At 74.4% G+C, this 23,090-nt stretch carries 22 protein-coding genes and 1 riboswitch; of the genes, 9 read left to right on the forward strand and 13 right to left on the reverse strand.

The features are described 5' to 3' along the window. Positions 1-49: 49 nt before the first annotated feature. The 6 genes from ACZ6ZT_RS18165 to ACZ6ZT_RS18190 all read right to left on the reverse strand — a co-directional run bounded on the left by ACZ6ZT_RS18165 (position 50) and on the right by ACZ6ZT_RS18190 (position 7,399). Positions 50-925, reverse strand: a complete 876-nt coding sequence (locus ACZ6ZT_RS18165) for an ECF transporter S component (protein ID WP_469720176.1) — start codon at positions 923-925, stop codon at positions 50-52. Further along, positions 922-2,886, reverse strand: coding sequence for an ABC transporter ATP-binding protein (locus ACZ6ZT_RS18170; RefSeq protein ID WP_469720177.1), 1,965 nt, complete (start codon positions 2,884-2,886; stop codon positions 922-924). Before ACZ6ZT_RS18170 ends, ACZ6ZT_RS18165 begins: the two co-directional genes overlap by 4 nt. Further along, positions 2,883-4,073 carry an energy-coupling factor transporter transmembrane component T family protein gene (locus tag ACZ6ZT_RS18175; RefSeq protein WP_469720178.1) on the reverse strand — a complete coding sequence of 397 codons (1,191 nt, stop codon included), beginning with the start codon at positions 4,071-4,073 and terminating at the stop codon, positions 2,883-2,885. The genes ACZ6ZT_RS18170 and ACZ6ZT_RS18175 overlap by 4 nt, the downstream gene beginning before the upstream one ends. Beyond that, a complete protein-coding gene (locus tag ACZ6ZT_RS18180) occupies positions 4,070-4,750 on the reverse strand; it encodes an SCO2322 family protein (RefSeq protein ID WP_469720179.1) in 681 nt (226 codons plus the stop codon). The genes ACZ6ZT_RS18175 and ACZ6ZT_RS18180 overlap by 4 nt, the downstream gene beginning before the upstream one ends. Beyond that, positions 4,747-5,994, reverse strand: a complete 1,248-nt coding sequence (locus tag ACZ6ZT_RS18185; RefSeq protein ID WP_469720180.1) for a prenyltransferase/squalene oxidase repeat-containing protein — start codon at positions 5,992-5,994, stop codon at positions 4,747-4,749. Before ACZ6ZT_RS18185 ends, ACZ6ZT_RS18180 begins: the two co-directional genes overlap by 4 nt. A gap of 131 nt (positions 5,995-6,125) precedes the next feature. Continuing rightward, positions 6,126-6,205, reverse strand: a riboswitch (cobalamin riboswitch). A gap of 138 nt (positions 6,206-6,343) precedes the next feature. Further along, positions 6,344-7,399 carry an MBL fold metallo-hydrolase gene (locus ACZ6ZT_RS18190; RefSeq protein WP_469720181.1) on the reverse strand — a complete coding sequence of 352 codons (1,056 nt, stop codon included), beginning with the start codon at positions 7,397-7,399 and terminating at the stop codon, positions 6,344-6,346. Positions 7,400-7,628: 229 nt separating this feature from the next. Between ACZ6ZT_RS18190 and ACZ6ZT_RS18195 the strand changes: the two genes are divergently transcribed. From ACZ6ZT_RS18195 to ACZ6ZT_RS18205, 3 genes are all read left to right on the forward strand, one after another. Beyond that, entirely contained in the window at positions 7,629-9,080 is a 1,452-nt protein-coding gene (locus ACZ6ZT_RS18195) for an aldehyde dehydrogenase (protein ID WP_469720182.1), read from the forward strand. After that, positions 9,080-9,313, forward strand: a complete 234-nt coding sequence (locus ACZ6ZT_RS18200) for a ferredoxin (protein ID WP_469720183.1) — start codon at positions 9,080-9,082, stop codon at positions 9,311-9,313. The genes ACZ6ZT_RS18195 and ACZ6ZT_RS18200 overlap by 1 nt, the downstream gene beginning before the upstream one ends. Positions 9,314-9,398: 85 nt before the next feature. Continuing rightward, positions 9,399-9,902, forward strand: a complete 504-nt coding sequence (locus tag ACZ6ZT_RS18205; protein WP_469720184.1) for a hypothetical protein — start codon at positions 9,399-9,401, stop codon at positions 9,900-9,902. A 988-nt stretch (positions 9,903-10,890) separates the two neighbouring features. Here the strand turns inward: ACZ6ZT_RS18205 and ACZ6ZT_RS18210 are convergent. Continuing rightward, positions 10,891-11,538 (reverse strand): TetR family transcriptional regulator, encoded by a 648-nt coding sequence (locus ACZ6ZT_RS18210; protein ID WP_469720185.1) that lies wholly within the window; start codon positions 11,536-11,538, stop codon positions 10,891-10,893. A 239-nt stretch (positions 11,539-11,777) separates the two neighbouring features. Here ACZ6ZT_RS18210 and ACZ6ZT_RS18215 point away from each other — a divergent pair, with 239 nt between their 5' ends. The 3 genes from ACZ6ZT_RS18215 to ACZ6ZT_RS18225 all read left to right on the forward strand — a co-directional run bounded on the left by ACZ6ZT_RS18215 (position 11,778) and on the right by ACZ6ZT_RS18225 (position 15,062). Further along, complete coding sequence (locus ACZ6ZT_RS18215; protein WP_469720186.1) at positions 11,778-13,100, forward strand: glycosyltransferase family 4 protein; 1,323 nt, start codon at positions 11,778-11,780, stop codon at positions 13,098-13,100. 133 nt (positions 13,101-13,233) lie between these two features. After that, a complete protein-coding gene (locus ACZ6ZT_RS18220) occupies positions 13,234-13,968 on the forward strand; it encodes a class I SAM-dependent methyltransferase (RefSeq protein WP_469720187.1) in 735 nt (244 codons plus the stop codon). Beyond that, positions 13,965-15,062 carry a prenyltransferase/squalene oxidase repeat-containing protein gene (locus ACZ6ZT_RS18225; RefSeq protein WP_469720188.1) on the forward strand — a complete coding sequence of 366 codons (1,098 nt, stop codon included), beginning with the start codon at positions 13,965-13,967 and terminating at the stop codon, positions 15,060-15,062. The genes ACZ6ZT_RS18220 and ACZ6ZT_RS18225 overlap by 4 nt, the downstream gene beginning before the upstream one ends. Before the next feature lie 145 nt (positions 15,063-15,207). On the opposite strand, the gene ACZ6ZT_RS18230 is transcribed toward ACZ6ZT_RS18225, so the two are convergent. Beyond that, positions 15,208-15,522, reverse strand: coding sequence for a hypothetical protein (locus tag ACZ6ZT_RS18230; RefSeq protein WP_469720189.1), 315 nt, complete (start codon positions 15,520-15,522; stop codon positions 15,208-15,210). Positions 15,523-15,647: 125 nt separating this feature from the next. Between ACZ6ZT_RS18230 and ACZ6ZT_RS18235 the strand changes: the two genes are divergently transcribed. The 3 genes from ACZ6ZT_RS18235 (at position 15,648) to ACZ6ZT_RS18245 (ending at position 17,180) form a co-directional block, all read left to right on the forward strand. Further along, positions 15,648-16,280 (forward strand): hypothetical protein, encoded by a 633-nt coding sequence (locus ACZ6ZT_RS18235; RefSeq protein WP_469720659.1) that lies wholly within the window; start codon positions 15,648-15,650, stop codon positions 16,278-16,280. Positions 16,281-16,353: 73 nt separating this feature from the next. Then, the gene (locus tag ACZ6ZT_RS18240) at positions 16,354-16,740 is read left to right on the forward strand and encodes a hypothetical protein (protein WP_469720190.1); all 387 of its coding nucleotides are present in this window, start codon (positions 16,354-16,356) and stop codon (positions 16,738-16,740) included. 146 nt (positions 16,741-16,886) lie between these two features. Continuing rightward, positions 16,887-17,180, forward strand: a complete 294-nt coding sequence (locus ACZ6ZT_RS18245) for a DUF1330 domain-containing protein (RefSeq protein ID WP_469720191.1) — start codon at positions 16,887-16,889, stop codon at positions 17,178-17,180. Between the two features lie 14 nt (positions 17,181-17,194). Here the strand turns inward: ACZ6ZT_RS18245 and ACZ6ZT_RS18250 are convergent, their stop codons facing one another. From ACZ6ZT_RS18250 to ACZ6ZT_RS18270, 5 genes are all read right to left on the reverse strand, one after another. Further along, complete coding sequence (locus ACZ6ZT_RS18250; protein WP_469720192.1) at positions 17,195-18,205, reverse strand: LLM class F420-dependent oxidoreductase; 1,011 nt, start codon at positions 18,203-18,205, stop codon at positions 17,195-17,197. A gap of 127 nt (positions 18,206-18,332) precedes the next feature. Then, a complete protein-coding gene (locus ACZ6ZT_RS18255) occupies positions 18,333-19,139 on the reverse strand; it encodes a hypothetical protein (protein ID WP_469720193.1) in 807 nt (268 codons plus the stop codon). A 143-nt stretch (positions 19,140-19,282) separates the two neighbouring features. Next, the gene (locus ACZ6ZT_RS18260; RefSeq protein WP_469720194.1) at positions 19,283-20,257 is read right to left on the reverse strand and encodes an N-acetylmuramoyl-L-alanine amidase; all 975 of its coding nucleotides are present in this window, start codon (positions 20,255-20,257) and stop codon (positions 19,283-19,285) included. 151 nt (positions 20,258-20,408) lie between these two features. Then, complete coding sequence (locus tag ACZ6ZT_RS18265) at positions 20,409-21,050, reverse strand: class I SAM-dependent methyltransferase (RefSeq protein WP_469720195.1); 642 nt, start codon at positions 21,048-21,050, stop codon at positions 20,409-20,411. Between the two features lie 104 nt (positions 21,051-21,154). Further along, complete coding sequence (locus ACZ6ZT_RS18270; RefSeq protein ID WP_469720196.1) at positions 21,155-22,957, reverse strand: serine/threonine-protein kinase; 1,803 nt, start codon at positions 22,955-22,957, stop codon at positions 21,155-21,157. Positions 22,958-23,090 lie beyond the last annotated feature (133 nt).

The raw sequence follows: 23,090 nt of genomic DNA on the forward strand, positions 1-23,090 counted from the left end.
TCGGCTCTACGATCCCGGGTCGTATGTGACGTGGGTCCTGTGGGGCGCCTCACCCGCGGGGGACCCCGATCTCACCCTGCGTGGCCGTTCGTCTCCCTTTCGGAGAGGGGGAAGGGGTCGAAAACGGCACGGAATCGAAGGAAACGGGCGCCTCGAAGGCAGCCTTCCGCGTGGCCCGGCGCAGTGCCTTCAGCAGGGTGGCCCCCAGGGTGAGGGTCAGGACGACGGTCAGCACCGCCCGCCCCAGGTCCCACCCCACGGAGGTGGCCAGGCAGTACGCGAGGAAGCGCGCGAGGTTCGCCGGCACCGGCTCGCCGGGGTGGAAGGAGATGCCCTGGCCCATGCCCTGGAGGAGCACCCAGCCCTGGAGGTTCATGACCGTCCCGTACGCGAACGAGCCGAGGAACCCGTACGCGGCGAGCAGCGCCAGCTCGGCCCGCCCCCGGATCCGCTCCGGACCGGGCAGCAGCCCGGCGCCCAGCGAGAACCAGCCCAGGGCCAGCATCTGGAACGGCATCCACGGACCGACCCCACCCGTGAGCAGGGCCGACGCGAACATGGTCACCGACCCGAGGACGAACCCGAACCCGGGACCGAGGACGCGGCCGCTCAGCACCATCAGGAAGAACATCGGCTCCAGCCCGGCCGTGCCCGCACCCAGGGGTCTGAGGGCGGCCCCCACGGCGGCGAGCACGCCGAGCATCGCGACGGCCTTGGCGTCCATGCCCTGGTCGGCGATGGTCGCGACGACCACCGCCACCAGGAGCGGGAGCAGCGCCGCGAAGAGCCAGGGGGCGTCCTCCGAGTGCGCGAGGCCGGAGCCGGGGTCGGCGAGGAGGGGCCAGCCGAAGGCGGCGATGCCGATGAGGGTGACGAGGAGCAGGGCGACGGCGGCGCGGGGGCCGATGCGGAGGGGGCGGGTCATGGCGTGGCCCGCTCCGTGGGGGCGGAGGCGGGGGTCCCGGGCGGGGCTTCCGTACGGGCGAGGGCCGCGGCCACCTGGGACACCGTGAGCCAGTGGCCCGGGGCCAGCACCTTGGCCACCTGCGGGGCGAAGGCGGGGGAGGACACCACCACCTCGGCCGTCGGGCCGTCCGCGACGATCTCGCCGCCCGCCAGGATCACGACCCGGTGCGCCAGTTCGGCGGCGAGTTCCACGTCGTGGGTGGCCAGGACGATGGCGTGGCCGTCGGCGGCGAGGTCGCGCAGCAGCTCGATCAGGCGGGCCTTGGCGGCGTAGTCCAGACCGCGGGTCGGCTCGTCGAGGAGGAGCAGGGCGGGTCGGCCGGTCAGCACGAGGGCCAGGGCCAGGGTCAGGCGCTGGCCCTCGGACAGGTCACGGGGGTGGGTGTCGTCCGGTACGCCGGGCAGCAGGGCCGAGACCAGGGCGCGGCAGGTGCCGGGGGCGGCGTCCGCGTCGGCGTCGGCGGCGGAGCACTCGGCGGCGACGGTGTCGGCGTAGAGGAGGTCGCGGGGTTCCTGGGGGACCAGGCCGACGCGGCGCACCATCTCCGGGGGCGGCGTGCGGTGGGGGGTGCGGCCGCCGACGGTCACCTCGCCGGTGGCGGGGGCGAGGGTGCCGACCAGGGTGGCGAGGAGGGTGGATTTGCCGGCGCCGTTGCGGCCCATGAGGGCGATGGTTTCGCCGGGGGCGACGGTGAGGGTGATGTCGCGGAGGACCTCGGTGCGGGCTCGGCGGACGCCGAGGTTCTTGACGGTGGCGGCGGGGGCGCTGCCGCTCATGGGGGCCGGGGCGGGGCGGCGCCCGCGCAGCCGCGCGAGCAGGCCGGGCCCGCTGCGCGGAGCTTCTCCCCCACCCCGCCCCTTCCCGAAACCGGGGCTCCGCCCCGGACCCCGCGCCTCAAGCGCCGGCGGGGCTGTGGGGTCGGGGCTCGGCCCCGGACCCCGCGCCTCAAGCGCCGGCGGGGCTGAACATGCCGGCGTCCGGGGCGCGGGGGTCTGGGTCGAGCCTCGGGACCCGGCCGGGGGCCGGGCAGCGGGTCCCGGGGCGGCGGAGGGGGCCATGGGGGAGGCCTCCGTAGCGGCGGCCTCGGGGGTGGGCTTCGTAGCCGTGGTCAGGAGGGTGCGCAGGGGTTGCGCCTGGTGGCGGGCCGCGCGGATGGTCAGGGGGAGGGGGTGCCAGCCGGCCAGGCGGCCCAGGGAGACCACCGGGGGGTGGACCGGGGAGACGGCCATCATCTCCGCCGGGGTGCCGAGGAGCGGCGCGGCGCCCGGGGAGGGCAGGAGCAGGACGCGGTCCGCGTACTGGACGACCCGCTCCAGGCGGTGTTCCGCCATCAGGACCGTCGTGCCGAGGTCGTGCACCAGCCGCTGCACCACCGCCAGGACCTCCTCCGCCGCCGCCGGATCCAGCGCGGAGGTCGGCTCGTCCAGGACCAGCACCTTGGGGTGCGGGGTCAGCACCGAACCGATCGCGACCCGCTGCTGCTGCCCCCCGGACAGGGAGGCGATGGGCCGGTCGCGCAGCTCGTTCAGGCCCAGCAGGTCGAGGGTCTCCTCCACCCGGCGCCGCATCACGGCGGGCGGCAGGCCCAGGGACTCCATGCCGTACGCCAGCTCGTCCTCGACCACGTCCGTCACGAAGTGCGCCCGCGGGTCCTGCCCCACCGTGCCCACCACGTCCGCCAGCTCCCGCGGCCGGTGCGTGCGCGTATCGCGCCCCGCCACCGTCACCCGCCCCCGCAGCACCCCGCCCGTGAAGTGCGGCACCAGTCCGGACACGGCGCCGAGCAGCGTCGACTTGCCGACCCCGGACGGGCCGACGAGGAGCGTCAGCTCCCCCTCCCGGAGGGTGAAGTCGGCGTCCCGCAGGCACGGCTGGGCGGCGTCGGCGTACGTCACCGACACCTGCTCGAAGCGGATCACGACGCGGACTCCTGGGTAGGTACGGGTGCCACGAAGGCGGGAAGCAGACCGATCAGCACCGCCGCCGCCGGCCACAGCGGCAGCGTCGGCGCGACCAGCGGGACCACGCCCGGCCGCAGCGCCGCCGGATCCACCGACGCCGCGTGGATCAGCAGGACCGCCACCGCCGCCCCCGACCCGGCGACCAGCCACGCCCGCGCCCCCCACCGGTCGGGCCGGTAACGGGTGCGCACGCTGCGCCGGCCGCCGAGCCGCAGCCCGGCCAGGGCCAGCACGAGGCCGACGCCGAGCACGGGCAGCCCGTACGCGGCGCCCTCGGCGGCGAGCAGCCCGTACGTGCCGGCGCACATGCCGAGCAGGCCGCCGAGGGTGAGCGCGTTGGTGGTGTGCCGCACGGCCGCCGGGACCCGCGCGGTGCGCCCGTACCCGCGCGCGTCCATCGACGCGGCGACGGCCACCGACCGCTCCAGCGCGCCCTCCAGCACCGGCAGCCCGATCTGGAGGACGGCCTTCACCCCGCCGGTGGGCCGCCCGCGCAGCCGCCGCGCGGTCCGCAGCCGGGCCACGTCGGCGACCATGTTCGGCGCGAAGGTCATGGCGACGACCACCGCGACCCCCGCCTCGTACAGGGCGGCGGGCAGGGACTTCAGCAGCCGCGCCGGATTCGCGAGGGCGTTCGCGGCGCCCACGCACACCAGCAGCGCCGCCAGCTTCGCCCCGTCGTAGCAGGCGAAGACGAGCTGCTCGGCGCTGACCCTGCCGCCGAAGCGGATGCCCTGCGCCCAGGCGGGCAGCGGCACCTCGGGCAGCGTGAACAGCACGTGCGCGCCGGGCACCGGGGAGCCGAGCAGCATGGAGAACAGCAGCCGCAGCCCGATGACGAACAGGCCGAGCTTGAGGAAGGCCCCGTAGGAGCGCGACCAGGGCGCGTCGGTGCGCCGGGCGGCGACCACGTACCCGGCGACGCCGACGATCAGCCCGAGGAGCAGCGGGTTGGTGGTCCGGGAGGCGGCGGTGGCGAGCCCGAGGGCCCACAGCCACCAGGCCCCCGCGTGCAGGGCGTTGCTGCGCCGCGCCTCGGGCGCCTTCCAGGTCTTCTTGTACGTCGCCCCGCCCGCGCCCCGACCCGCCCGGCCGGGGCCGCGCCCGGCCGGGGGTATGCCGGTACCCGCCGCGCCGTGCGTCATCGCCGACGGCGGCGGCGGGACTGCCAGACGCCCGCCGCGCCGAGCACGGCCACCGCGGCCAGCCCCGCGACGAGGCCCGCCGACGGCCCGGAGGAGCCGGTCTCCCCGGGCGCCGCGGCGGGCGCCGCCGCCGAGGCCGCCGGAGCGCCGCCCCCGGAGTCCTCGGCCGGCTCGCCGCAGCCCGTCTTCGGATAGCCGGAGATCCCGCACAGCAGGGCCGCGCCGTTGTACCGCAGCGGCTTCGCCACCGAGGCCAGGGCTTCGGCGGCGGTGGCGTCGGGGGCCACCTGGGCGCAGGCGGTGCGCGGGGCGTCCTGCGGCGGGGCCTCCCCGCCGGGCGCGTCCGCGGGGACGCCGAAGTCGAGGACCAGGGCCACCCGCTTCTTGCCGTCCGCCGCCGCGGTGCCCGAGCAGACGCCCTCGAAGTCGGCGGCCGCGCGCGGCCGCCCCGACTGGTCGGCGGCGTCCCTGCTCACCGAGAAGCGGAAGCCGAGGACCGCGCCGTCCGCGGGCCGGGCCGTCGACGGACCCTGGGTCGCGTACGCCCACTGCCCGTGCGCGCCGTCCCAGAACGACCAGTAGCGGTAACTCGCCGCCAGGGCCGGGGAAGCGGCGAGCAGGGTCAGCAGGGCGCCCAGGAGCACGGCGGCCAGGGTGCGCGGACGGCGGCGGGTCACAGCTGGTTCTTCTTCCGGCGGCCGCTCAGCAGGATGCCGATGCCCATGCCGGCCGCGGCGCCCGCGCCGATGATCCACCACACGTTCTGGCCGCCGGAGCCGCCGTCGTCCTTGCTCTCCACCTTCTCCGCCTCGGCGTTGGCCGGCTGCGGGGCGGGGCCGGTCGCGTTCAGCGCGCCGACCAGGTCGGCGGCGCCGAAGGCCTTGGGGTCGGTGCCGGTGGCGTGCGCGACGAGGACCAGGGTGCCCAGCGCCGCCGGGTTGCCCTTCGACCAGTCGGCGGAGTTGGCCTTGAGCCACTCCAGCGCGCCCGCCGCCGACTGCCGGTGCCCGGTGGCGACCAGGGCCAGGACGGCGTCGGCGGTGTTGCCGGTGTCGGCGGTGGGCTGGTCCGCGCCCGGGGTGACGGCCGTGAGGTGGCCGTCCTTCTTCAGGGCCTCGGCCAGGTAGCCGGCCGCGCCCTGGGCGGCGCCCGCAGGGTCGCCGGCCCCGGCCGGGCAGGGCAGCGCGGCGGCCGGGGTGTCGGTGGCGTCGGGGTCGACGACGGCGCCCTTGCCGAGCCCGGCGAGGGCGGCGGCGGCCGTGGCGTCGGCGTTGGCGGGGAGCTTGCCGTCGGCGGCCTGGTAGCCGAAGGCGCCCCGGTCGGCGGCCGGCTCGGCGGAGCAGCCCAGCTGGAAGGCGAGCAGACCGTCGTACGCGGACTTGCCCGCCTTCGACCTGACCTCGGCGGGCTTCTCGCCCGCCACGGCGAGGGCGCTGATCACGATCGAGGTGGAGCTGCCCTCGCTGGGGGAGCCGGGGACGTACGCCCAGCCGCCGTCCTCGTTCTGGACGGACTTCAGCCAGTCCACGCCCTTCCGGACGGCCGCGTCCCGGCCGCCGAGCTCCTTCAGCGCCTGCACGGCGATGGCGGTGGCGTTGGTGTCGAGCACGGTCGTCGCGTCGCAGGCCTGGCCGGCGTCCGCGCGGAAGGAGGCGAAGCCGCCGTTCGCGCACTGCTGGCCGGTGAGCCAGTCCACCGCCTGCGCGGCGGGCTTCTCGCCGGCCGTCCGCTGGGCGAGCAGCGCGATCGACTGGCGCCACACGCCGTCGTACGTCGGATCGGCCTTGCCGAACAGGCCCGACGGGACGACCGGGGGCGCGGAGGGGGAGGGCGGCGGGGTGTCGGCGAGGGCTGCGGGGGCGGCACCCACGCAGAGCACGGCGGAGGCGGCGAGCGCGGCTGCGCTGCGGCGGACGTTCATGGGGGGCGGGTGCCTCTCGTGCTGGGGGAGCGGGAGGCAGGCACGCGCAGGCACCGGGCTCCGGCTCCGTTTACCTCGACGGTGCCGGCCGCCGGAGGCCCCGGCGGCACGAGCCGCGCACCTCCGGTACGGGGCATTCCGGCTTGCCGTCCCGCGGAGTGCGGGCCGGGTCACGGTTGCGGGTCAGCGCCGGATTCGCACCGGCTTCCCCCCGTACGGAGATGTGGACGACGGGCCCACTCTACCGGCCCGTAGCCGGCCGGCCCGGGGGGGCGGCGGGCCCCGGCGCCCCTTACCGGCGGGCGCGCGCGGACGGTCACAGCGGTTACCGGCGGGCGCGCCCGGACGGTCACAGCGCCCGGTACGTCACCGGGTCCGTGCCCGGGACCGCTTCCGCCCGGCCCTGTTTCACCAGCCGCCGCAGATGCGCCTCCGCCTCCGAGACGGCGATGGTGCGGGAGCCGTACGGGATCTGCGGCCAGGGGCGGTTCCACTCCATCCGCTCCGCGAGCGCCCACGGGGTCAGCGGCTCGGCCAGCAGCCGCCACAGCCCGGTCAGCCGGTCCTCGTGGTGCTCCAGGAGTTCCCGTACGCGGGCGGGGGCGTCGGTGAAGGCGTGCTGGTGGGCCGGGAGCACCTCGGCGGGCTCCAGCCGGCCGACGCGTTCGAGGGAGTCGAGGTAGTCGCCGAGGGGGTCGGTGACCCGGATGTCCTCCGGGTCCTCGTACAGGCCGATGTGCGGGGAGATCCCGGGCAGCAGGTGGTCCCCGGAGAAGAGGCGGCCGTTGCCGGGCAGCCGCGCCGGGTGTTCCTCCTCCAGGTGGAGGCAGACGTGGCCGGGGGTGTGGCCGGGGGTCCAGATCGCGCGGAGCCGGCGGCCGGCCAGCGGCAGCAGCTCGCCGGGGACGATCTCCCGGTCGGGGACGGCGGCCCGCAGCCCGGGCAGGGTCCGCAGCCGGCCTTCGCTGCGGGCCGCCCGCAGCGGGGCGAGGTGCTCCTCGGGTGCGCCGGCGGCGGCCAGTTTCCCGGCCATGTAGTCGTACCAGACACCAGGCTCGGCGGAGCGGGTCCGTACGACGACCTCGGTGTCGGCGGCGTGCATCGCGATCCACGCCCCGGAGGCCTCCCGCACCTGCCCGGACAGGCCGTGGTGGTCGGGGTGGTGGTGGGTGATGACGACCCCGTGGACGTCGGCGACGCGGGTGCCGAGGGCGTCGAGCCCGGCGGTGAGGGCGTCCCAGGAGGCGGGGTCGTCCCAGCCGGTGTCGATCAGGACGGGGCCGCGGTCGGTGTCGACGACGTGGACGAGGGTGTGCCCGAGCGGGTTGTCGGGGATGGGGACCTTGATGCCCCGCACGCCGCCGCCGTGATCGGTGACCTGGGCCGTCCCGGGGGTGAGGGCCATGAGAACTCCCTGGAAAGAGAACCTGTCGAAAGAGACATGCCGAAAGAGAACCTGTTTCAGTAGTCGCCCAAGTCGACCATCTCTCCCGGTTCCTGGCTAGTCGTCGGATCTTCTCCGCCGTGGCCCCGGTTGGTCCACGGCCGTTCCGCTCCGGCCGTGGACTCCTGGAACTAGAACTGGTATCAGTTCTGGAACGCCAAGCAGCACGCAGCGCCGGGAGGCATCAGCGATGACCGAGCTCGTGGAACACGGACAACTGTTCATCGGCGGAGAGTGGACGGACCCGCTGGGCACCGACACCATCCGCGTCGTCTCCCCCCACACCGAGCAGGTCATCGGCAGCGTCCCGCACGCCTCCCGCGCCGACGTGGACCGGGCCGTCGCCGCCGCCCGCAAGGCTTTCGACCAGGGCCCGTGGCCACGGCTGAGCCTGGAGGAGCGGACCGCCGTCGTCACCCGGATCAAGGACGCCATCGCCGTCCGGCACGAGGAGATCGCCCGCTCGATCAGCTCCCAGAACGGCTCCCCGTACTCCTGGAGCGTCCTGGCCCAGGCGCTCGGCGCGATGATGGTCTACGACTCCGCCATCAAGGTCGCCGCCGACTACCCCTACGAGGAACGCCGGCAGGGCGCGCTCGGCCCCATCCTCGTGCGCCGCGAGCCGGTCGGCGTCGTCGCCGCCGTCATCCCGTGGAACGTCCCCCAGTTCGTGGCCGCCGCCAAGCTCGCCCCGGCGCTGCTCAGCGGCTCCACCGTGATCCTCAAGCCCTCGCCCGAAGCGCCGCTGGACTCCTTCATCCTGGCCGGCATCGCACGCGAGGCCGGGCTGCCGGAGGGCGTGCTGTCGGTGCTGCCCGCCGACCGGGAGGTCAGCGAGTACCTGGTGGGCCACCCCGGCGTCGACAAGGTCGCCTTCACCGGGTCCGTCGCCGCGGGCCGGCGGGTCATGGAGGTCGCCGCCCGCAACCTGACCCGGGTCACCCTCGAACTCGGCGGCAAGTCCGCCGCCGTGATCCTGCCCGACGCCGACCCGGCCGCCACCGTCGCCGGGATCGTCCCGGCCGCCTGGATGAACAACGGCCAGGCCTGTGTCGCCCAGACCCGCATCCTGGCCCCGCGCAGCCGGTACGAGGAGTACGCCGACGCCTTCGCGGCGGCCGCCGGAGCCCTCGTCGTCGGCGACCCGCTGGACCCGGCGACCCAGCTCGGACCGCTCGTCGCCCGGCGCCAGCAGCAGCGCTCGCTCGACTACATCCGCATCGGCCAGGAGGAGGGCGCCAAGATCCTCACCGGCGGCGGCCGCCCGGCCGGCCTGGAACACGGCTGGTACGTGGAGCCCACCCTCTTCGGCGACGTCGACAACACGATGCGGATCGCCCGCGAGGAGATCTTCGGGCCGGTCGTCTGCCTGATCCCGTACGGGGACGAGGAGGAGGCGCTGCGGATCGCCAACGACTCGGAGTTCGGACTCAGCGGCAGCGTCTGGACCGGGGACGTGGAACACGGCGTCGACTTCGCGCGCGGGGTGCGCACCGGCACCTTCAACGTGAACACCTTCAGCCTGGACATGCTGGGGCCCTTCGGCGGCTACAAGAACAGCGGCCTGGGACGGGAGTTCGGGCCGGAGGGGCTGAGCGAGTACCTGGAGCACAAGATGATCCACCTTCCGGCGGGTGCGTGATGGGGGACCGCTGGCAGATCGAGGTGGACCGGGCGGTGTGCATCGGCTCGGGCATGTGCGTGAACCACGCCCCCGAGGCCTTCGCCCTGGACTCGGCCCGCCAGTCCCACCCCCGCTCCCCGCAGACAGACGCCAACGAACCCACCCTGACGGCGGCCGAGGGCTGCCCGGTGGAAGCCATCACGATCACCCTCTCCACCACGGGCGAACCGGTGTTCCCGCCGGAGGACTAGGGGTGGGCGGGAAGCTAGCCTGACCACCGCCGCCGGCCGCAGGGAGCCGGCGGCGGTGGTCGTCGTGAGGGTGGGGGAGTGCGGCATGGGCAGGGGTACGAGAGCGGGCGGCGGCGGGGTAGTGCCCGTCGCCGCCGTCGTCGTCGTGGCGGTCGTCGTGGCGGTCGCGGCCATCGTCGCCGCTCTGCTGATCACGGCCGGGTCCGACGACGGCCCGTACGGGGACGCCGCATCGCGAGTCGGGGCGGAAGCGGACTTCGCCGCCGCAACGGCCGCGGCCGGCCTCACCCCGGGAGACCCGGCCCCGGCCAGGACCGGGAGGAGCGCAGCATGCGTGGCGTCCTGGTCGGGCGGCGGCCCCGCGGACCCGGCCCAGCTGGCGGCGGTCGAAGCGCGGCTGAAGACCGGTGGCTGGCACGTCACGGCCCGCCGGGGTGATCCCGTACCGAGCACGGAGCTGTCCCGCGGCCCGTGGCGGCTGCACGTCTCCAACGGCGGTCTGCTGCGGACACTGAACCTGACGGCCCTCTACGACAGCCGCGCCTGCGACAACGCCCTGCGCGAGGACTCCCGGAGGGAGCGGGGGTAAGGGGTGGGGCTCGGGGTCGGGGGTGGGCGGTGCGCCCTTGCCCGGTCTCAGGGAGGGTTGGGGGCTTCCCGGCAGTCCATCGTCTTCCGTGGCGGGCCGGTCCCTCAAGGGCGCTCCCTTCGGTCGCGTCGCTTCGCGATGGCCTTCGGCCACCCTTGACCGACCGACCCGCCACGGAAATAACGAAGACTGCCGGGAACCCCCCAAGAAACGGTCTGGTCTGAACGAAGCAGGAACGACCCCGTCACAGTCCTTGATCCCGCTTCCCGTTGCCTTACCGGGCACACGGCCCACTCACAGACCGCCAGGGGGACGGGGGGCGCATCAGATCGCTACGCCCTGCGACTCGTCTCAGCGACTGCGGCTCGTCTGGGCGTCCCTGACGGCCACCTGAGGTCGTGGAGTGCGGATTCGATGTCCTTTTCCCACACGCGCAGCTCTTCGGCTGCACCCGCGCAGCTCTCAGGCCGCTTCTCCACACTCAGGGCTGATGATCTCGTCGTTTCCTGTAGGTAGTGGGGCAGGTAGTCCATCCGGGCTGCTGTCGCTGAGATAGCCGGGGCACGACGGAGCTGGTGCGGCTTATGTCCAGCCACAGGCCGGCCGCAGACGCTAAGCCGAGTGGTAGGGCGTAGCGATCTGATGCGCCCCCCCGCCCCCCTCAACGACTGTGAGTGTGCCGTATGCCCTTTGCGGCGACCGGAGGCGGGATCAAGGACTGTGACGGGGCCGTTCCTGCCTCGTTCAGACCAGACCGTTTCTTGGGGGGTTCCCGGCAGTCTTCGTTATTTCCGTGGCGGGTCGGTCGGTCAAGGGTGGCCGAAGGCCATCGCGAAGCGACGCGACCGAAGGGAGCGCCCTTGAGGGACCGGCCCGCCACGGAAGACGATGGACTGCCGGGAAGCCCCCAACCCTCCCTGAGACCGGGCAAGGGCGCACCGCCCACCCCCGACCCCGATCACCGTCTACGCTCCCCCCGACGGCGCTATCAGGACTTTTCCGGGGACGTCAGGTCGATGAGGCGGCAGACCGTTTCGATGTCGATTTTGACCTGGGCGATCGAGGCGCGGCCCGACAGCCAGGTGATCAGGGCCGAGTGCCAGGTGTGTTCGATGACGCGGACCGCCGAGAGCTGTTCCGCCGTCGGCGGGGCCTCCAGGCCCATCGCGTCCAGGATGATGGCCGTGGTCAGGCGGGAGACGGTGTCGACCTCCGGGCTGACGCTGCGGTCGGCGAAGGTCAGGGCCCGGACCATCGCGTCGGCCAGGTGCGGTTCGCGCTGGAGGGCGCGGAAGGCGCGCATCAGGGTCTCCGCCACCCGTGCCGCGGGCTCCTCGCCCGCCGGGGGGCGTTTGCGCAGCGTGGTGTGCATGTGCTGGAGCTGGTCCTGCATGGTGGCCACCAGCAGGTGCACCTTGGAGGGGAAGTAGCGGTACAGGGTGCCCAGCGCGACACCGGCGGCCTCCGCGACCTCCCGCATCTGCACCGCGTCGAAGCCGCCCCGGCTGGCCAACTGCGCGCTGGCGTGCAGGATCCGGCGGCGGCGGGCCTCCTGGCGTTCCGTCAGGGGAGGGGACGCCGGCGTGGTCGCCGGTGTGGTCGCCGGTTTCGCGACCGCCTTCGCTTCCGCTGTCATGTGTCCCGTTCCTGGCGTTCCGTGGCGCGTTCCGTGTCGTTGCGGGGAGCTGTTTCCGGGATGGTCCGGGGCCAGCATCTCAGGCGTCCGAGCCGTGGCGCGAATCACCTGCTCCGCCTCTTACGGTGTGGTTTCCGGCCGGTAGATTCAATGGTCTTCGAGGGATCAAGTCTGAAACTTGTTCTACATTATCCGAGCGGTTACGCTCCGGCGAAAGTGCAGGGAGAAGGGGGCCGAGAGTGACCGCAGAGGCCATGGTGACGAGCCCTTTCGCGGGTTCCGCCACCGACGGCGACCGCCCGTTGCGCATCGCACTCCTCACCTATAAGGGGAACCCGTTCTGCGGCGGTCAGGGCGTCTACGTCCGCCACCTCTCGCGCGAGCTCGTGAAGCTCGGCCACAGCGTCGAGGTCATCGGCGCGCAGCCCTACCCGGTCCTCGACACCGGCGCCACGCTGACCGAGCTGCCGAGCCTGGACCTGTACCGCAGCCCGGACCCCTTCCGTACCCCCAAGCGCGACGAGTACCGGGACTGGATCGACGCGCTGGAGGTCGCCACCATGTGGACCGGCGGCTTCCCCGAGCCACTGACGTTCTCGCTGCGCGCCCGGCGCCATCTGCGGGGGCGGGCCGGTGAGTTCGACGTCATCCACGACAACCAGACCCTCGGCTACGGGCTGCTCGCCGATCTCGGCGCGCCCCTGGTGACGACGGTCCACCACCCCATCACCGTCGACCGGGGCCTCGACCTCGCCGCCGCCAGGAGCCGCAGGAAGCGGCTCTCCGTGCGGCGTTGGTACGGGTTCACGCGGATGCAGGGCCGCGTCGCCCGCCGGCTGCCCTCCGTCCTCACCGTCTCCGGCTCCTCCCAGCAGGAGATCGCCGAGCACCTCGGCGTGCCCGACGAGCGGATCCACGTCGTCCACATCGGCGCCGACACCGACCTCTGGTCGCCCGACGCCTCCGTCGCCGAGGTGCCCGGGCGCATCGTCACCACCTCCAGCGCCGATGTCCCCCTCAAGGGGCTCGTCCACCTCGTGGAGGCGCTCGCCAAGCTCCGTACCGAGCGGCCCGACGCGCACCTCGTCGTCGTCGGCAAGCGCGCCGAGAGCGGGCCGGTCGCCCGCGCGATCGAGAAGTACGGCCTGGCGGACGCGGTGCGCTTCGTCAAGGGGATCACCGACGCCGAGCTCGTCGACCTCGTGCGCGGTGCCGAGGTCGCCTGCGTGCCCTCCCTCTACGAGGGCTTCTCGCTCCCGGCGGCCGAGGCCATGGCCACCGGCACCCCGCTCGTCGCCACCACCGGCGGGGCCATCCCCGAGGTGGCCGGGCCCGACGGCGAGACCTGCCTGGCCGTGCCGCCCGGCGACGCGGGGGCGCTGGCCGCCGCGCTGGGCCGGCTGCTCGGTGACGCCGCCCTGCGCGCCCGCCTCGGCGCCGCCGGGCGGGAGCGGGTCCTGGCCCGGTTCACCTGGGCCAAGGCCGCCGAGGGCACCGTCCGGCACTACAGAGCCGCCATCGAGCAGGCCGCGGCAGCCCGTGGCCGCCGCGGCGCGCGGTGACCTGCCGGACCCGCCGCGCCGCCCAGCTCATCCGGCCCCACCGGCCTCCCCGGCCGCGGCGGCGCTCCCCGTTCCCGCTTCCCCGTCCCATGCGCAACCCCCTCCACCCCCGCGACCGCGAAGGCAGGACCCCGTGCTGACCGTCGATTTCTCCCGGTTCCCGCTCGCCGCCGGCGACCGCGTACTCGACCTGGGCTGCGGCGCAGGCCGGCACGCCTTCGAGTGCTACCGGCGCGGCGCCCAGGTGATCGCCGTCGACCGCAACGGCGAGGAGATCCGCGAGGTCGCCAAGTGGTTCGCCGCCATGAAGGAGGCCGGTGAGGCCCCGGCCGGCGCCACCGCCACCGCGATGGAGGGCGACGCCCTCGCCCTGCCCTTCCCCGACGAGTCCTTCGACGTCGTCATCATCTCCGAGGTGATGGAGCACATCCCCGACGACAAGGGCGTCCTCGCCGAGATGGTCCGCGTCCTCAAGCCCGGCGGCCGCATCGCGATCACCGTGCCCCGCTACGGCCCGGAGAAGATCTGCTGGGCGCTCTCCGACGCCTACCACGAGGTCGAGGGCGGCCACATCCGCATCTACAAGGCGGACGAACTGCTCGGCAAGATGGAGGCCGCGGGCCTCAAGCCGTACGGCACGCACCACGCGCACGGCCTGCACTCCCCGTACTGGTGGCTCAAGTGCGCCTTCGGCGTCGACAACGACAAGGCGCTGCCGGTGCAGGCGTACCACAAGCTGCTGGTCTGGGACATCATGAAGAAGCCGCTGGCGACCCGGCTCGCCGAGCAGGCCCTCAACCCGGTCATCGGCAAGAGCTTCGTGGCGTACGCGACCAAGCCGCACCTTCCCGTCGGCGCGGCCCAGTGACCTCGCCCGGGCGCACCGTCCCCGAGGTGCCCGAGCACCTCGTCCTCGACGGCGTCCTGACCGCCGGGGAGGCCGCCGCCACCGTCGCCGGGATCCTCGCGGCGCAGCGCTCCGACGGCGCCATACCCTGGTTCCGCGGCCACCACCTCGACCCGTGGGACCACACCGAGGCCGCGATGGCCCTCGACGCGGCGGGCGAGCACGAGGCCGCGGAGCGGGCGTACGACTGGCTGGTCCGCCACCAGAACGAGGACGGCTCCTGGTACGCCGCGTACGCGGACCGGCCCGAGGGCGTGGACACCGCAGCGCCGCAGGACGCGAGCCGGGAGTCCAACTTCGTCGCGTACATAGCCGTCGGCGTCTGGCACCACTACCTCGCCACCGGCGACGACCCCTTCCTGGACCGGATGTGGCCCGCCGTGTACGCGGCCGTCGAGTTCGTCCTCGGCCTCCAGCAGCCGGGCGGGGAGATCGGCTGGAAGCGGGAGGCCGACGGGACCATCGTCACCGACGCCCTGCTGACCGGCTCCTCCTCCATCCACCAGGCCCTGCGCTGCGCCCTGGCCATCGCCGACCACCGGGGGGAGCCGCAGCCCGACTGGGAGCTGGCGACGGGCGCGCTCGCCCACGCCGTGCGCCACCATCCGGAGCGCTTCCTCGACAAGTCCCGCTATTCGATGGACTGGTACTACCCCGTCCTCGGCGGCGCCCTGTCCGGGGCGGCGGCGAAGTCCCGCGTCGAGGAGCGCTGGGAGGAGTTCGTCGTACCGGACCTCGGGGTGCGGTGCGTCCTGCCGAACCCGTGGGTGACCGGCGGGGAGTCCTGTGAACTGGCCCTGACCCTGTGGGTGATGGGCGAGTCGGACCGGGCGCTGGAGGTCCTGCGCTCGATCGGCCACCTGCGCGCCGACAACGGCATGTACTGGACGGGCTACGTCTTCGACGACCGGGCGGTGTGGCCGGTCGAGCAGACGACCTGGACGGCCGGCTCGCTGCTGCTCGCGGTCGCGGCGCTGGGCGGGGACGAGGCGACCGGCGAGGTGTTCGGCGGGCTCGCGCTGCCGCGCGGCCTGGAACCGGACTGCTGCCGCTGAACAACGCGCTCCGGCCCGCCGACACGTCGTCGGCGGGCCGGAGCGTCGGGGGCCGGAGCACTGCGGGGCGGGGAGCCGCCGGGTGGGAGCCGGCGGCTCGGCGCCGGGCCGGGCGCCAGGCCGGGCGCCGGGTTCAGCGCCCGTTTCAGCGCCGGGCGAGGCGGCCGGCCACGGCGTGGCCGACGAGCAGGTAGACGACGGCGGCCAGGCCGTAGCCGACGACGACCTGCACCCAGTCGCGGTCGAAGGTGAACAGGTCGTACGACCAGCCGGCGAGCCAGTCGGCGGCGTCGTGCACGAAGGACACCAGGGCGTTGCCCTGGTTGGCGTCCAGCAGCCACAGCGCGATCCAGAGGACGATCAGGAAGGCGGCGACGTCCGCCACCAGGGCAATGGCCCTGGCCACCGGATTGCCGCCACCGGCATGTGCGCGGGAGTGTGCTCGGGTGTAAGGGGACATGTCAAACGTCTTGCCGCGTTGGGGCCGGCGAAACCCGAACGGGTCCCCCAAGTAGCGCAGCAGACGGGCCGGGGCGAGGCTGCGGAGGACACCTCAGTCCCCGGAGGCAACCCGTGTCCCTACCCGTGACCGTCCGATTCCGCCGCGCCCTGACCGCGGTGGTCCTGTCCACCGCGCTGCTGGCCGGCGCCACCGCCTGTGCAGGCACGAACGGCGGCCAGGGCCGGCAGGAGGAGATCTCCTCGGCCGCCGCCGCCGACCTGGCCGTCCTCGCCGCCGCCGAACCGGTGGCCGCCGAGGAGGACGAGCTGGCCGCCGCGACGCCCGCGCCCAGCACGTCGGCCGAGAGGCAGAAGTTCGCCAAGACCCGTTTCGTGGCCAACGCCGGTCTCGCGGCCGGGGCCACGTACCAGTGGATCGTCAAGCCGTACCAGGCGGGCAAGTTCAAGAAGGGCGCCAAGGGCCGTACGTTCGCGCTGATCAAGGCGGGCCTGGCGGGCGCCTTCGCGTACAACCGGCTGAAGGCGGCGGCCGACAACGCCAAGGGCGACCCCCTGCTCTCCAAGGCGATGGGGCCGCTGACCTCGGGCATCGAGTCCCTGAAGGGCCTCGGGTCCAAGCTCCGCAAGGGCCAGGCGGGCGACGCCGACGTCAGCTCCTTCCAGAACGTCATCGACGGCGTGAAGAACGCGGGCAGCAGTGCGGGCGCCCCGGTGACCGACAAGGTCCCGAGCGCCTCGCAGCTCAGCGGCGGCTGACCCCTCCCGCGAGCCCGGCGAACCGCCCACCGGTACTCCGGTGGGCGGTTTTCGGTCATTCCACCCTGTTTTAATGGCGCATGTGATCGAGTTCCTGCTGTTCGCCCTCGTGGCCGCCGTCGCCGGCTGGCTCTTCCGCCGCAAGCACCGCCAGAGGGCGGAGGCCGGCTCCCCCGCCGGCATCCCGGGCATGGCCCGCCGCCCGGGCGGCCAGGGCCGCTGGCGCGCCGGCCGGGTCCACGCGGACCAGGACGCCCCCCGCTGGCAGCCCACCCGCGGCCCGGCCGTCCCCCTGGCCGCGGCCCGCCCGGATACCGTCCGCCCCCCGACGGTCCGGGAGGCCCTCTCCATCAACCCGGGCTCCCGTATCGTCACCTGCGCCACGGCGGACGGCGGCCCGGACATCGAGATCGCGGTGATGGCCCTGGACCTGGCCGACCTCCTGAAGGCGGTCGCCTGAGGTTTGTCCTTGCCCGAACCCGCCGAAGGGAACCGTCCAGGACGGCACCGCTGCCGTGATCAGACCAGCCATGTGGTGATCATTGCGGGCCGCCCGCCGTCCCGGGTCCTGTTTCCTTGGCCCACCGTCGACACACTGGAGGTTCCATGCCCAAGGGCTACTGGGTCAGCGCCTACCGCACCATTTCCGACCCTGAGAAACTGGCCGCCTACGACAAGCTGGCCGCTGCGGCCGTCAAGGCCGCGGGCGGGCGGGTCCTCGTCCGTGGCGGCCGGATCGTGGCGCATGACGCCGGAACCGCCGAGCGCACCATCGTGATCGAGTTCGACAGCTTCGAGCAGGCCGTCGCGGCGCGCGAGAGCGTTGCCTACCAGGAGGCGCTGGTCGCCCTCGCCGACGGCGTCGAGCGCGACTTCCGCATCGTCGAAGGCACCGACTGACCGGGGCTCAAGCCTCAGGCGTTCAGTTCCGCCAGGACGCGGAGGGTGTGGGGGTCGGGGGCGGTGACCAGGAGGTCGGTCACCGGGCCCTTGCGCCAGAGTTCCAGGCGTTCCGCGATGCGGGCGCGGGGGCCGATCAGGGAGATCTCGTCGGCGAAGGCGTCGGGGACGGCCAGGACCGCTTCCTGGGTGCGGCCCGCCAGGAAGAGGGACTGGATGCGGCGGGCCTCCTCCTCGTAGCCCATGCGCGCCATGAGGTCGGCGTGGAAGTTGCGGGCCGCGTGGCCCATGCCGCCGATGTAGAAGCCGAGCATCGCCTTGACGGGGAGCAGGCCTTCGGCGACGTCCTCGCAGACGTGGGCACGGGCCATCGGGGCGATCATGAAGCCCTCGGGGAGGTCGGCCAGGGAGGCGCGGTAGGCGTCGGTGCGGGTCGGGGACCAGTAGAGGGGGAGCCAGCCGTCCGCGATGCGGGTGGTCTGGGCGATGTTCTTCGGGCCCTCCGCGCCGAGCAGGACCGGCAGGTCCGGGCGCAGCGGGTGGGTGATCGGCTTGAGGGGTTTGCCGAGGCCGGTGCCGTCCTCGCCCTGGTACGGGTGGCGGTGGAAGCGGCCGTCGAGGGTGACCGGGGCCTCGCGGCGCAGCACCTGCCGGATGACGTCGACGTACTCGCGGGTCGCGGTGAGCGGGCTCGCGGGGAAGGGGCGCCCGTACCAGCCCTCCACCACCTGCGGCCCGGACAGGCCGAGGCCCAGCATCATCCGGCCGCCGGAGAGGTGGTCCAGGGTGAGGGCGTGCATGGCGGTGGCGGTGGGGGTGCGGGCGGCCATCTGGGCGATGGCGGTGCCGAGGCGGATGCGCGAGGTGTGGGCGGCGATCCAGGTCAGGGGGGTGAAGGCGTCGGAGCCCCAGGCCTCGGCGGTCCACACCGAGTCGTAGCCGAGCCGCTCGGCCTCGGTGGCGAGGTCGAGGTGGGCCGGGTGGGGGCCGCGGCCCCAGTATCCGAGTGCGAGTCCTAGGCGCATGGGTCCCCCTGAGGCCTGAGGCAATCTGACGAGGCGTCAGGTGACTGTAGGGCACGCGGGTCGCGCCGTGAAGGGCGAAGGCCCCCGCCCGGAGGGGCGGGGGCCTTCGCAGGGGGCCGGCGGTAGGTCAGCCGCGCTGGATGCCCGAGGTGTCGTTCAGCACGCCGCGGCGGCCGTCCTGCGTCTGGGCGATCAGCGAGGCCGGGCCGCGCTGGTCGACGGCGAGGTACCAGGTCCCCGGCGCGAGTTCCGCGATCGGGGTGGGGGAGCCGTCCTCGCCGAACAGCGGGCGGGCCACCGGCACCGCGAACCAGAACGGGCTGAACTCCGCGGCCGGCTGCGGCTGGGGCGCCGGGGCGGGGTCCTGCGGCGTACCGCCGTACGGCGGCACGGGCTGCGGGGTGGACCCGTACGGGGTCTGCTGCTGCGGGCCGCCCGGGTAGCCGTACCCGGTGCCCGGCTGCTGCGGCTGGTGGCCGCCGTAGGGCGCGGGGGCGACCGGCCGGGGCTCCGGCACGAGCGGACCGGCCAGCGCGGGGATTTTCGTACCGGCGATCGCGACACCGGCCAGGGCCAGCGTGGCGAGGAAGGCGAGGATGCAGCCGGCGCCGAGGTCGAGCCGGGTCGGGATGACGATCAGCGACCACAGCGCGCTCCAGGCGGCCGCCACCGCCAGCACCGTGCCCCAGCCGGTCAGCGTCAGCCCGGCGAGCTTGCGGCCCTCGGGCTGGAAGCGCGCCGCGATAAGGAGACCGGCGGCGGCGAAGCCGGTCAGGAAGATCGTGGGCAGTGCCAGCCCGAAGGAGTCCGTGTCCCACGCGCTGGGCAGGTCCACGTTGGTGGCGGAGTAGAAGTCGAGGAACGAGGCGATGAACAGCAGCGCCGCTGCTCCGATCACCACGCCGTCGCCTCGTGTGAGGGAGCGGATGTTCACGTCTCTGGTGTCCTTCTCGGTCTCGGTCGTCTCGTGGCGCCGCGGTCGTGCGGGCGCGTGCCGGGCTGCAGCGGGGTGGCGGCACCATGGTACGGAGTTTCCCGAGGCCGAGAGGATCGGGGCGGCGGGCCGCCCCCGGGGCCCTAGCCCCCGAGGAAACCGACGATGCCGTCCGCGATGCCCTGTGCTGCCTTCTGACGCCACTCCGGACTCATCAGCTGCGCCGCGTCCTTGCCGTCACGCATGTTGCCGCATTCGATGAACACCTTGGGCCGTGTCGAGAGATTGAGTCCGCCCAGATCGTCGCGGACGACGAGTCCGGTACCGGAGCCGAGGTAGTTGGCGGGCGCGGAGCCGGTGGCGCGGGCGAAGTTGCTCCCGATGCGTTCGCCCAGCTGACGGGAGGGTTCGATGATCGCGGCGGTGTCGGCGGCGCCGCCCTTGACCCGGGCGGGGAGGATGACGTGATAGCCGCGGTTGCCGGCCGAGACCCCGTCCGCGTGGACGGACACGACGGCGTCGGCGCGGGCCTCGTTGCCGATCCGGGCCCGCTCGTCGATGCAGGGGCCCCAGGGGCGGGCGGTGCCGGCCTCGTGGGTGAGCACCACCCGCACCCCGCGACCCTCCAGGATCGTGCGCAGCCGACGCGACACGTCGAGGGTGAACTCCGCCTCCATGTAACCGGAGTTGGTGGTGGTGCCGGTGGTGTCGCACTCCTTGCGGTTGGTGCCGATGTCCACCTGGCGGTCGATCTCGTCGGTGTGCTTGAAGTTGCCGGTGTTGTGGCCGGGGTCGATCACGACCGTCCTGCCCGCGAGGGGCCCCTTGGCGGGGGCCGCGGCGGGGGCGGCGGGGGAGACGGGGGCGGACGGGGACGCGCTGGACTTCGCGTCGCCCGCCGCCGCCGTGTGCGAGGCCGGGAGCGGGGCGAGGGCGGCGGGCCGCTTCGCGTCGGCGCCCGTCCCCGACGCCACCTGGGTCAGGACCCAGCCGGCGAGGACGGTCGGGGCCAGGACCGCGACCGCCACCGAGAGGGTGGAGCGGCGCGTGTACCAGGGCCGGTCGGGATCGATGGAGTCGCGGGACTCGGGGGCCGGGGAACTGTCGTCGTAGCGCACCTCGCGATGCTAGAACGCACGACCGGGCCCCGTACGGACCCTGCTCCATCCGGGGGCGTGGTGCGATGACCCGCTTGTATGGCCGCGAGGCCCGGCGGCCGGGGGCGGGGGACTGCGTGCCGTGGCCCGCAGGCCCGCGTCCCCCGTGCGGTCAGATGCCCGGGGCCGTGCGGCGCAGGACGTGGAGGGAGTCCGTCGCGGAGACCTGCTCGAAGGCGCCCGAGGCCAGGGCGCGCAGGTAGATGCGGTACGGGGCCTGCCCGCCGTCGGCCGGGTCGGGGAAGACGTCGTGGATCACCAGGGTCCCGCCCACGGCCAGGTGCGGGGCCCAGCCCTCGTAGTCGCCGGTCGCGTGCTCGTCGGTGTGGCCCCCGTCGATGAAGACGAGGCCCAGCGGGCCGCCCCAGGCCGCGGCCACCTGCGGGGAGCGGCCCACCAGCGCGATGACGTGCTCCTCCAGCCCCGCCGCGTGCAGGGTGCGGCGGAAGGTCGGCAGGGTGTCCATCAGCCCGACCTTCGGGTCCACGACCGACGGGTCGTGGTACTCCCAGCCCGGCTGCTGCTCCTCGCTGCCCCGGTGGTGGTCCACGGTCAGCGCGGGCACCCCCGCCGCGCGGGCGGCGTCGGCCAGCAGGATGGTGGAGCGCCCGCAGTACGTGCCGACCTCCAGCAGCGGCAGCCCGAGTTCCGCCGCCGCCACCGCCGCCTCGTACAGCGCGAGGCCCTCGCCGACGGGCATGAACCCCTTGGCGGCCTCGAAGGCGGCCAGGGTCTGCGGCTTGGGGGTGGCCATGTGGTTCCTCCTGCTGAGCTGCGGGTCGGTGCCGGGCCATGCTGCCTTACCGGCGGGTAGGACGCCATGGGCGGGCCCCGTTGCGCGGTGCGCCGGCCGTCCGCTCAGCGGCCGAACAGCCGGGACAGGCCCCCGCCGAGCTCCGCGAGGCGGTCCTCGCGCAGCGCCCGCCGGAACGCGTCGCGGACCTCCGTCACCTCCTGCGTCAGCCAGTGCGTGTTCCCGGCCGTCAGGTGGAGCCGGTGCAGCAGCGCCTTCAGGTGCGGCAGCGCCCGCCCCGGTTCCCCCGCCCCGCCGACGCAGCGCAGCACCCGGTACGCGGTCTCCGGGTCGCCGCGCTCCGCCAGTGTCGCCAGGTCCGGGTACAGCCGCAGGAACAGGGGCGCGGCGGCGGCGAAGTCACCGAGCAGCCAGGCGTCGTGCGCGAGGCGCCGTCGTACGTCGAGCAGCACCGGGCTGTCGGCGGGCAGCCGCCGTTCCAGGTCGGGCAGCAGCGGCGCCAGCCAGCCGCGTTCGGCGTGCGCCTGCTCGGCGGTCTCGGAGCCCCACCGGCCGGCGTGGGAGGCGTCACCGCGCTGGAGGGCTCCGGCCAGGTGGTAGCGGGCGGACAGCGTGACGGGGTCGTCGGCGCCGAGCACCCGCCCGGCCTGCTCGATGATCTCGCGCAGCTCCGCCTCGTGGCGGCGCCCGTCGCCGGGCCCGTAGGCGGCGGCCTCCCCGACGCAGGCGGCCCGCGCGGCGATGGTGTCGGGGTGCTCCAGCCCGAGCACGCGCACCATGCGCGGCAGGATGCGTTCCAGCTCGCTGCGGGAGTGCCCGCGTACGGTCATGGCCCGGTGGTAGGCGGCCCGTACGGTCAGCGCGTCCTGGGCGCCCAGCTCCTCCGTCAGGTCGGCGACCAGCATGTCCAGCCGTACGGGGCGGTCCGCCGGATCCTCGTCGAGCACCTGGTCGAGGCGCCGCTCCAGCATGGTCCGGACGGGGTCCCCGGCGGCCGTGTGCACGGTGGGGGAGTAGGCGGGCGGCGGTGGGTACGCCACGGCGGGCGGTACGGGTACGGGGGCCGGGGCGGTGGCGCTCCCGGCGATCTCCCCGAGCCTGCGGCTCACCTCCCGCGCGTCGGCGGGCCGCTCGCGCGGGTCCTTCGCCAGCAGCCCGAGCACCAGCTCGTCCAGCGCGGCCGGGATTCCCTCGTACAACGAACCGGGCGCGGGCGGCGCGGTCGTCAGGTGGTGGGCGAGCAGTTCGTGCATCTCGCGGGCGGGGAAGGGCCGCCGGCCGGTCAGCAGCTCCGTCAGGACGCAGCCGAGGGCGTACAGATCGGCCCGCCCGTCGACGGGGACCCCGTTCGCGCCGCCCGTCCAGCGTTCCGGCGCCATGTACGGGAAGGAGCCGATGATCATCCCGGTGGCGGTCAGCTCCGTGCCGGGGGCGCCCGAGGACTTGGCGATCCCGAAGTCGAGGACCTTGACGGCGCCGCCCTCGGTGACCATCACATTGGCCGGCTTGACGTCCCGGTGGACGATCCCGGCGTCGTGCGCGGCCCCGAGCGCGTCGGCGATCCGCGCGGCCCACGCCAGGGCGTCGGCGAGCGGCGGCACCCCGCCCTCCAGGACCTCGGCGAGGCTGCGGCCCTGGAGCAGCTCCATGACGAGGAACACCGCGTCGCGCCCGCCGCGCCGGGTGCGGCCGAAGTCGTGGATGGTGGCGATGGCGGGGTGGGCCAGGTTCCCGGCGAGGCTGGCCTCCCGCTCGAACCGGCGGGTCTCCTCCGGAGTCTGCGGATAGCCGATCTTCACCGCGACCCAGCGGCCCACCCGGGAGTCCTTGGCCCGCCACACCTCGCCGAAGCCGCCCCTGCCGAGCAACTCGTCGAGCGCGTAACGCCCTTCGATGATCTCCCGCACGCCCCTCGGCCCCCGTCGCCCTTGATCGTTCCGCTCGCCGGGGCATTATCTCCGAGCGGGGCGGGCGGGGGTCACCCGTCGCACGCGAACCACACCGTCTTCCCGGCCGGCCGGGGGAGCGCGCCCCAGCGGA

It is taken from the genome of Streptomyces sp. NPDC102258, assembly GCF_055584685.1.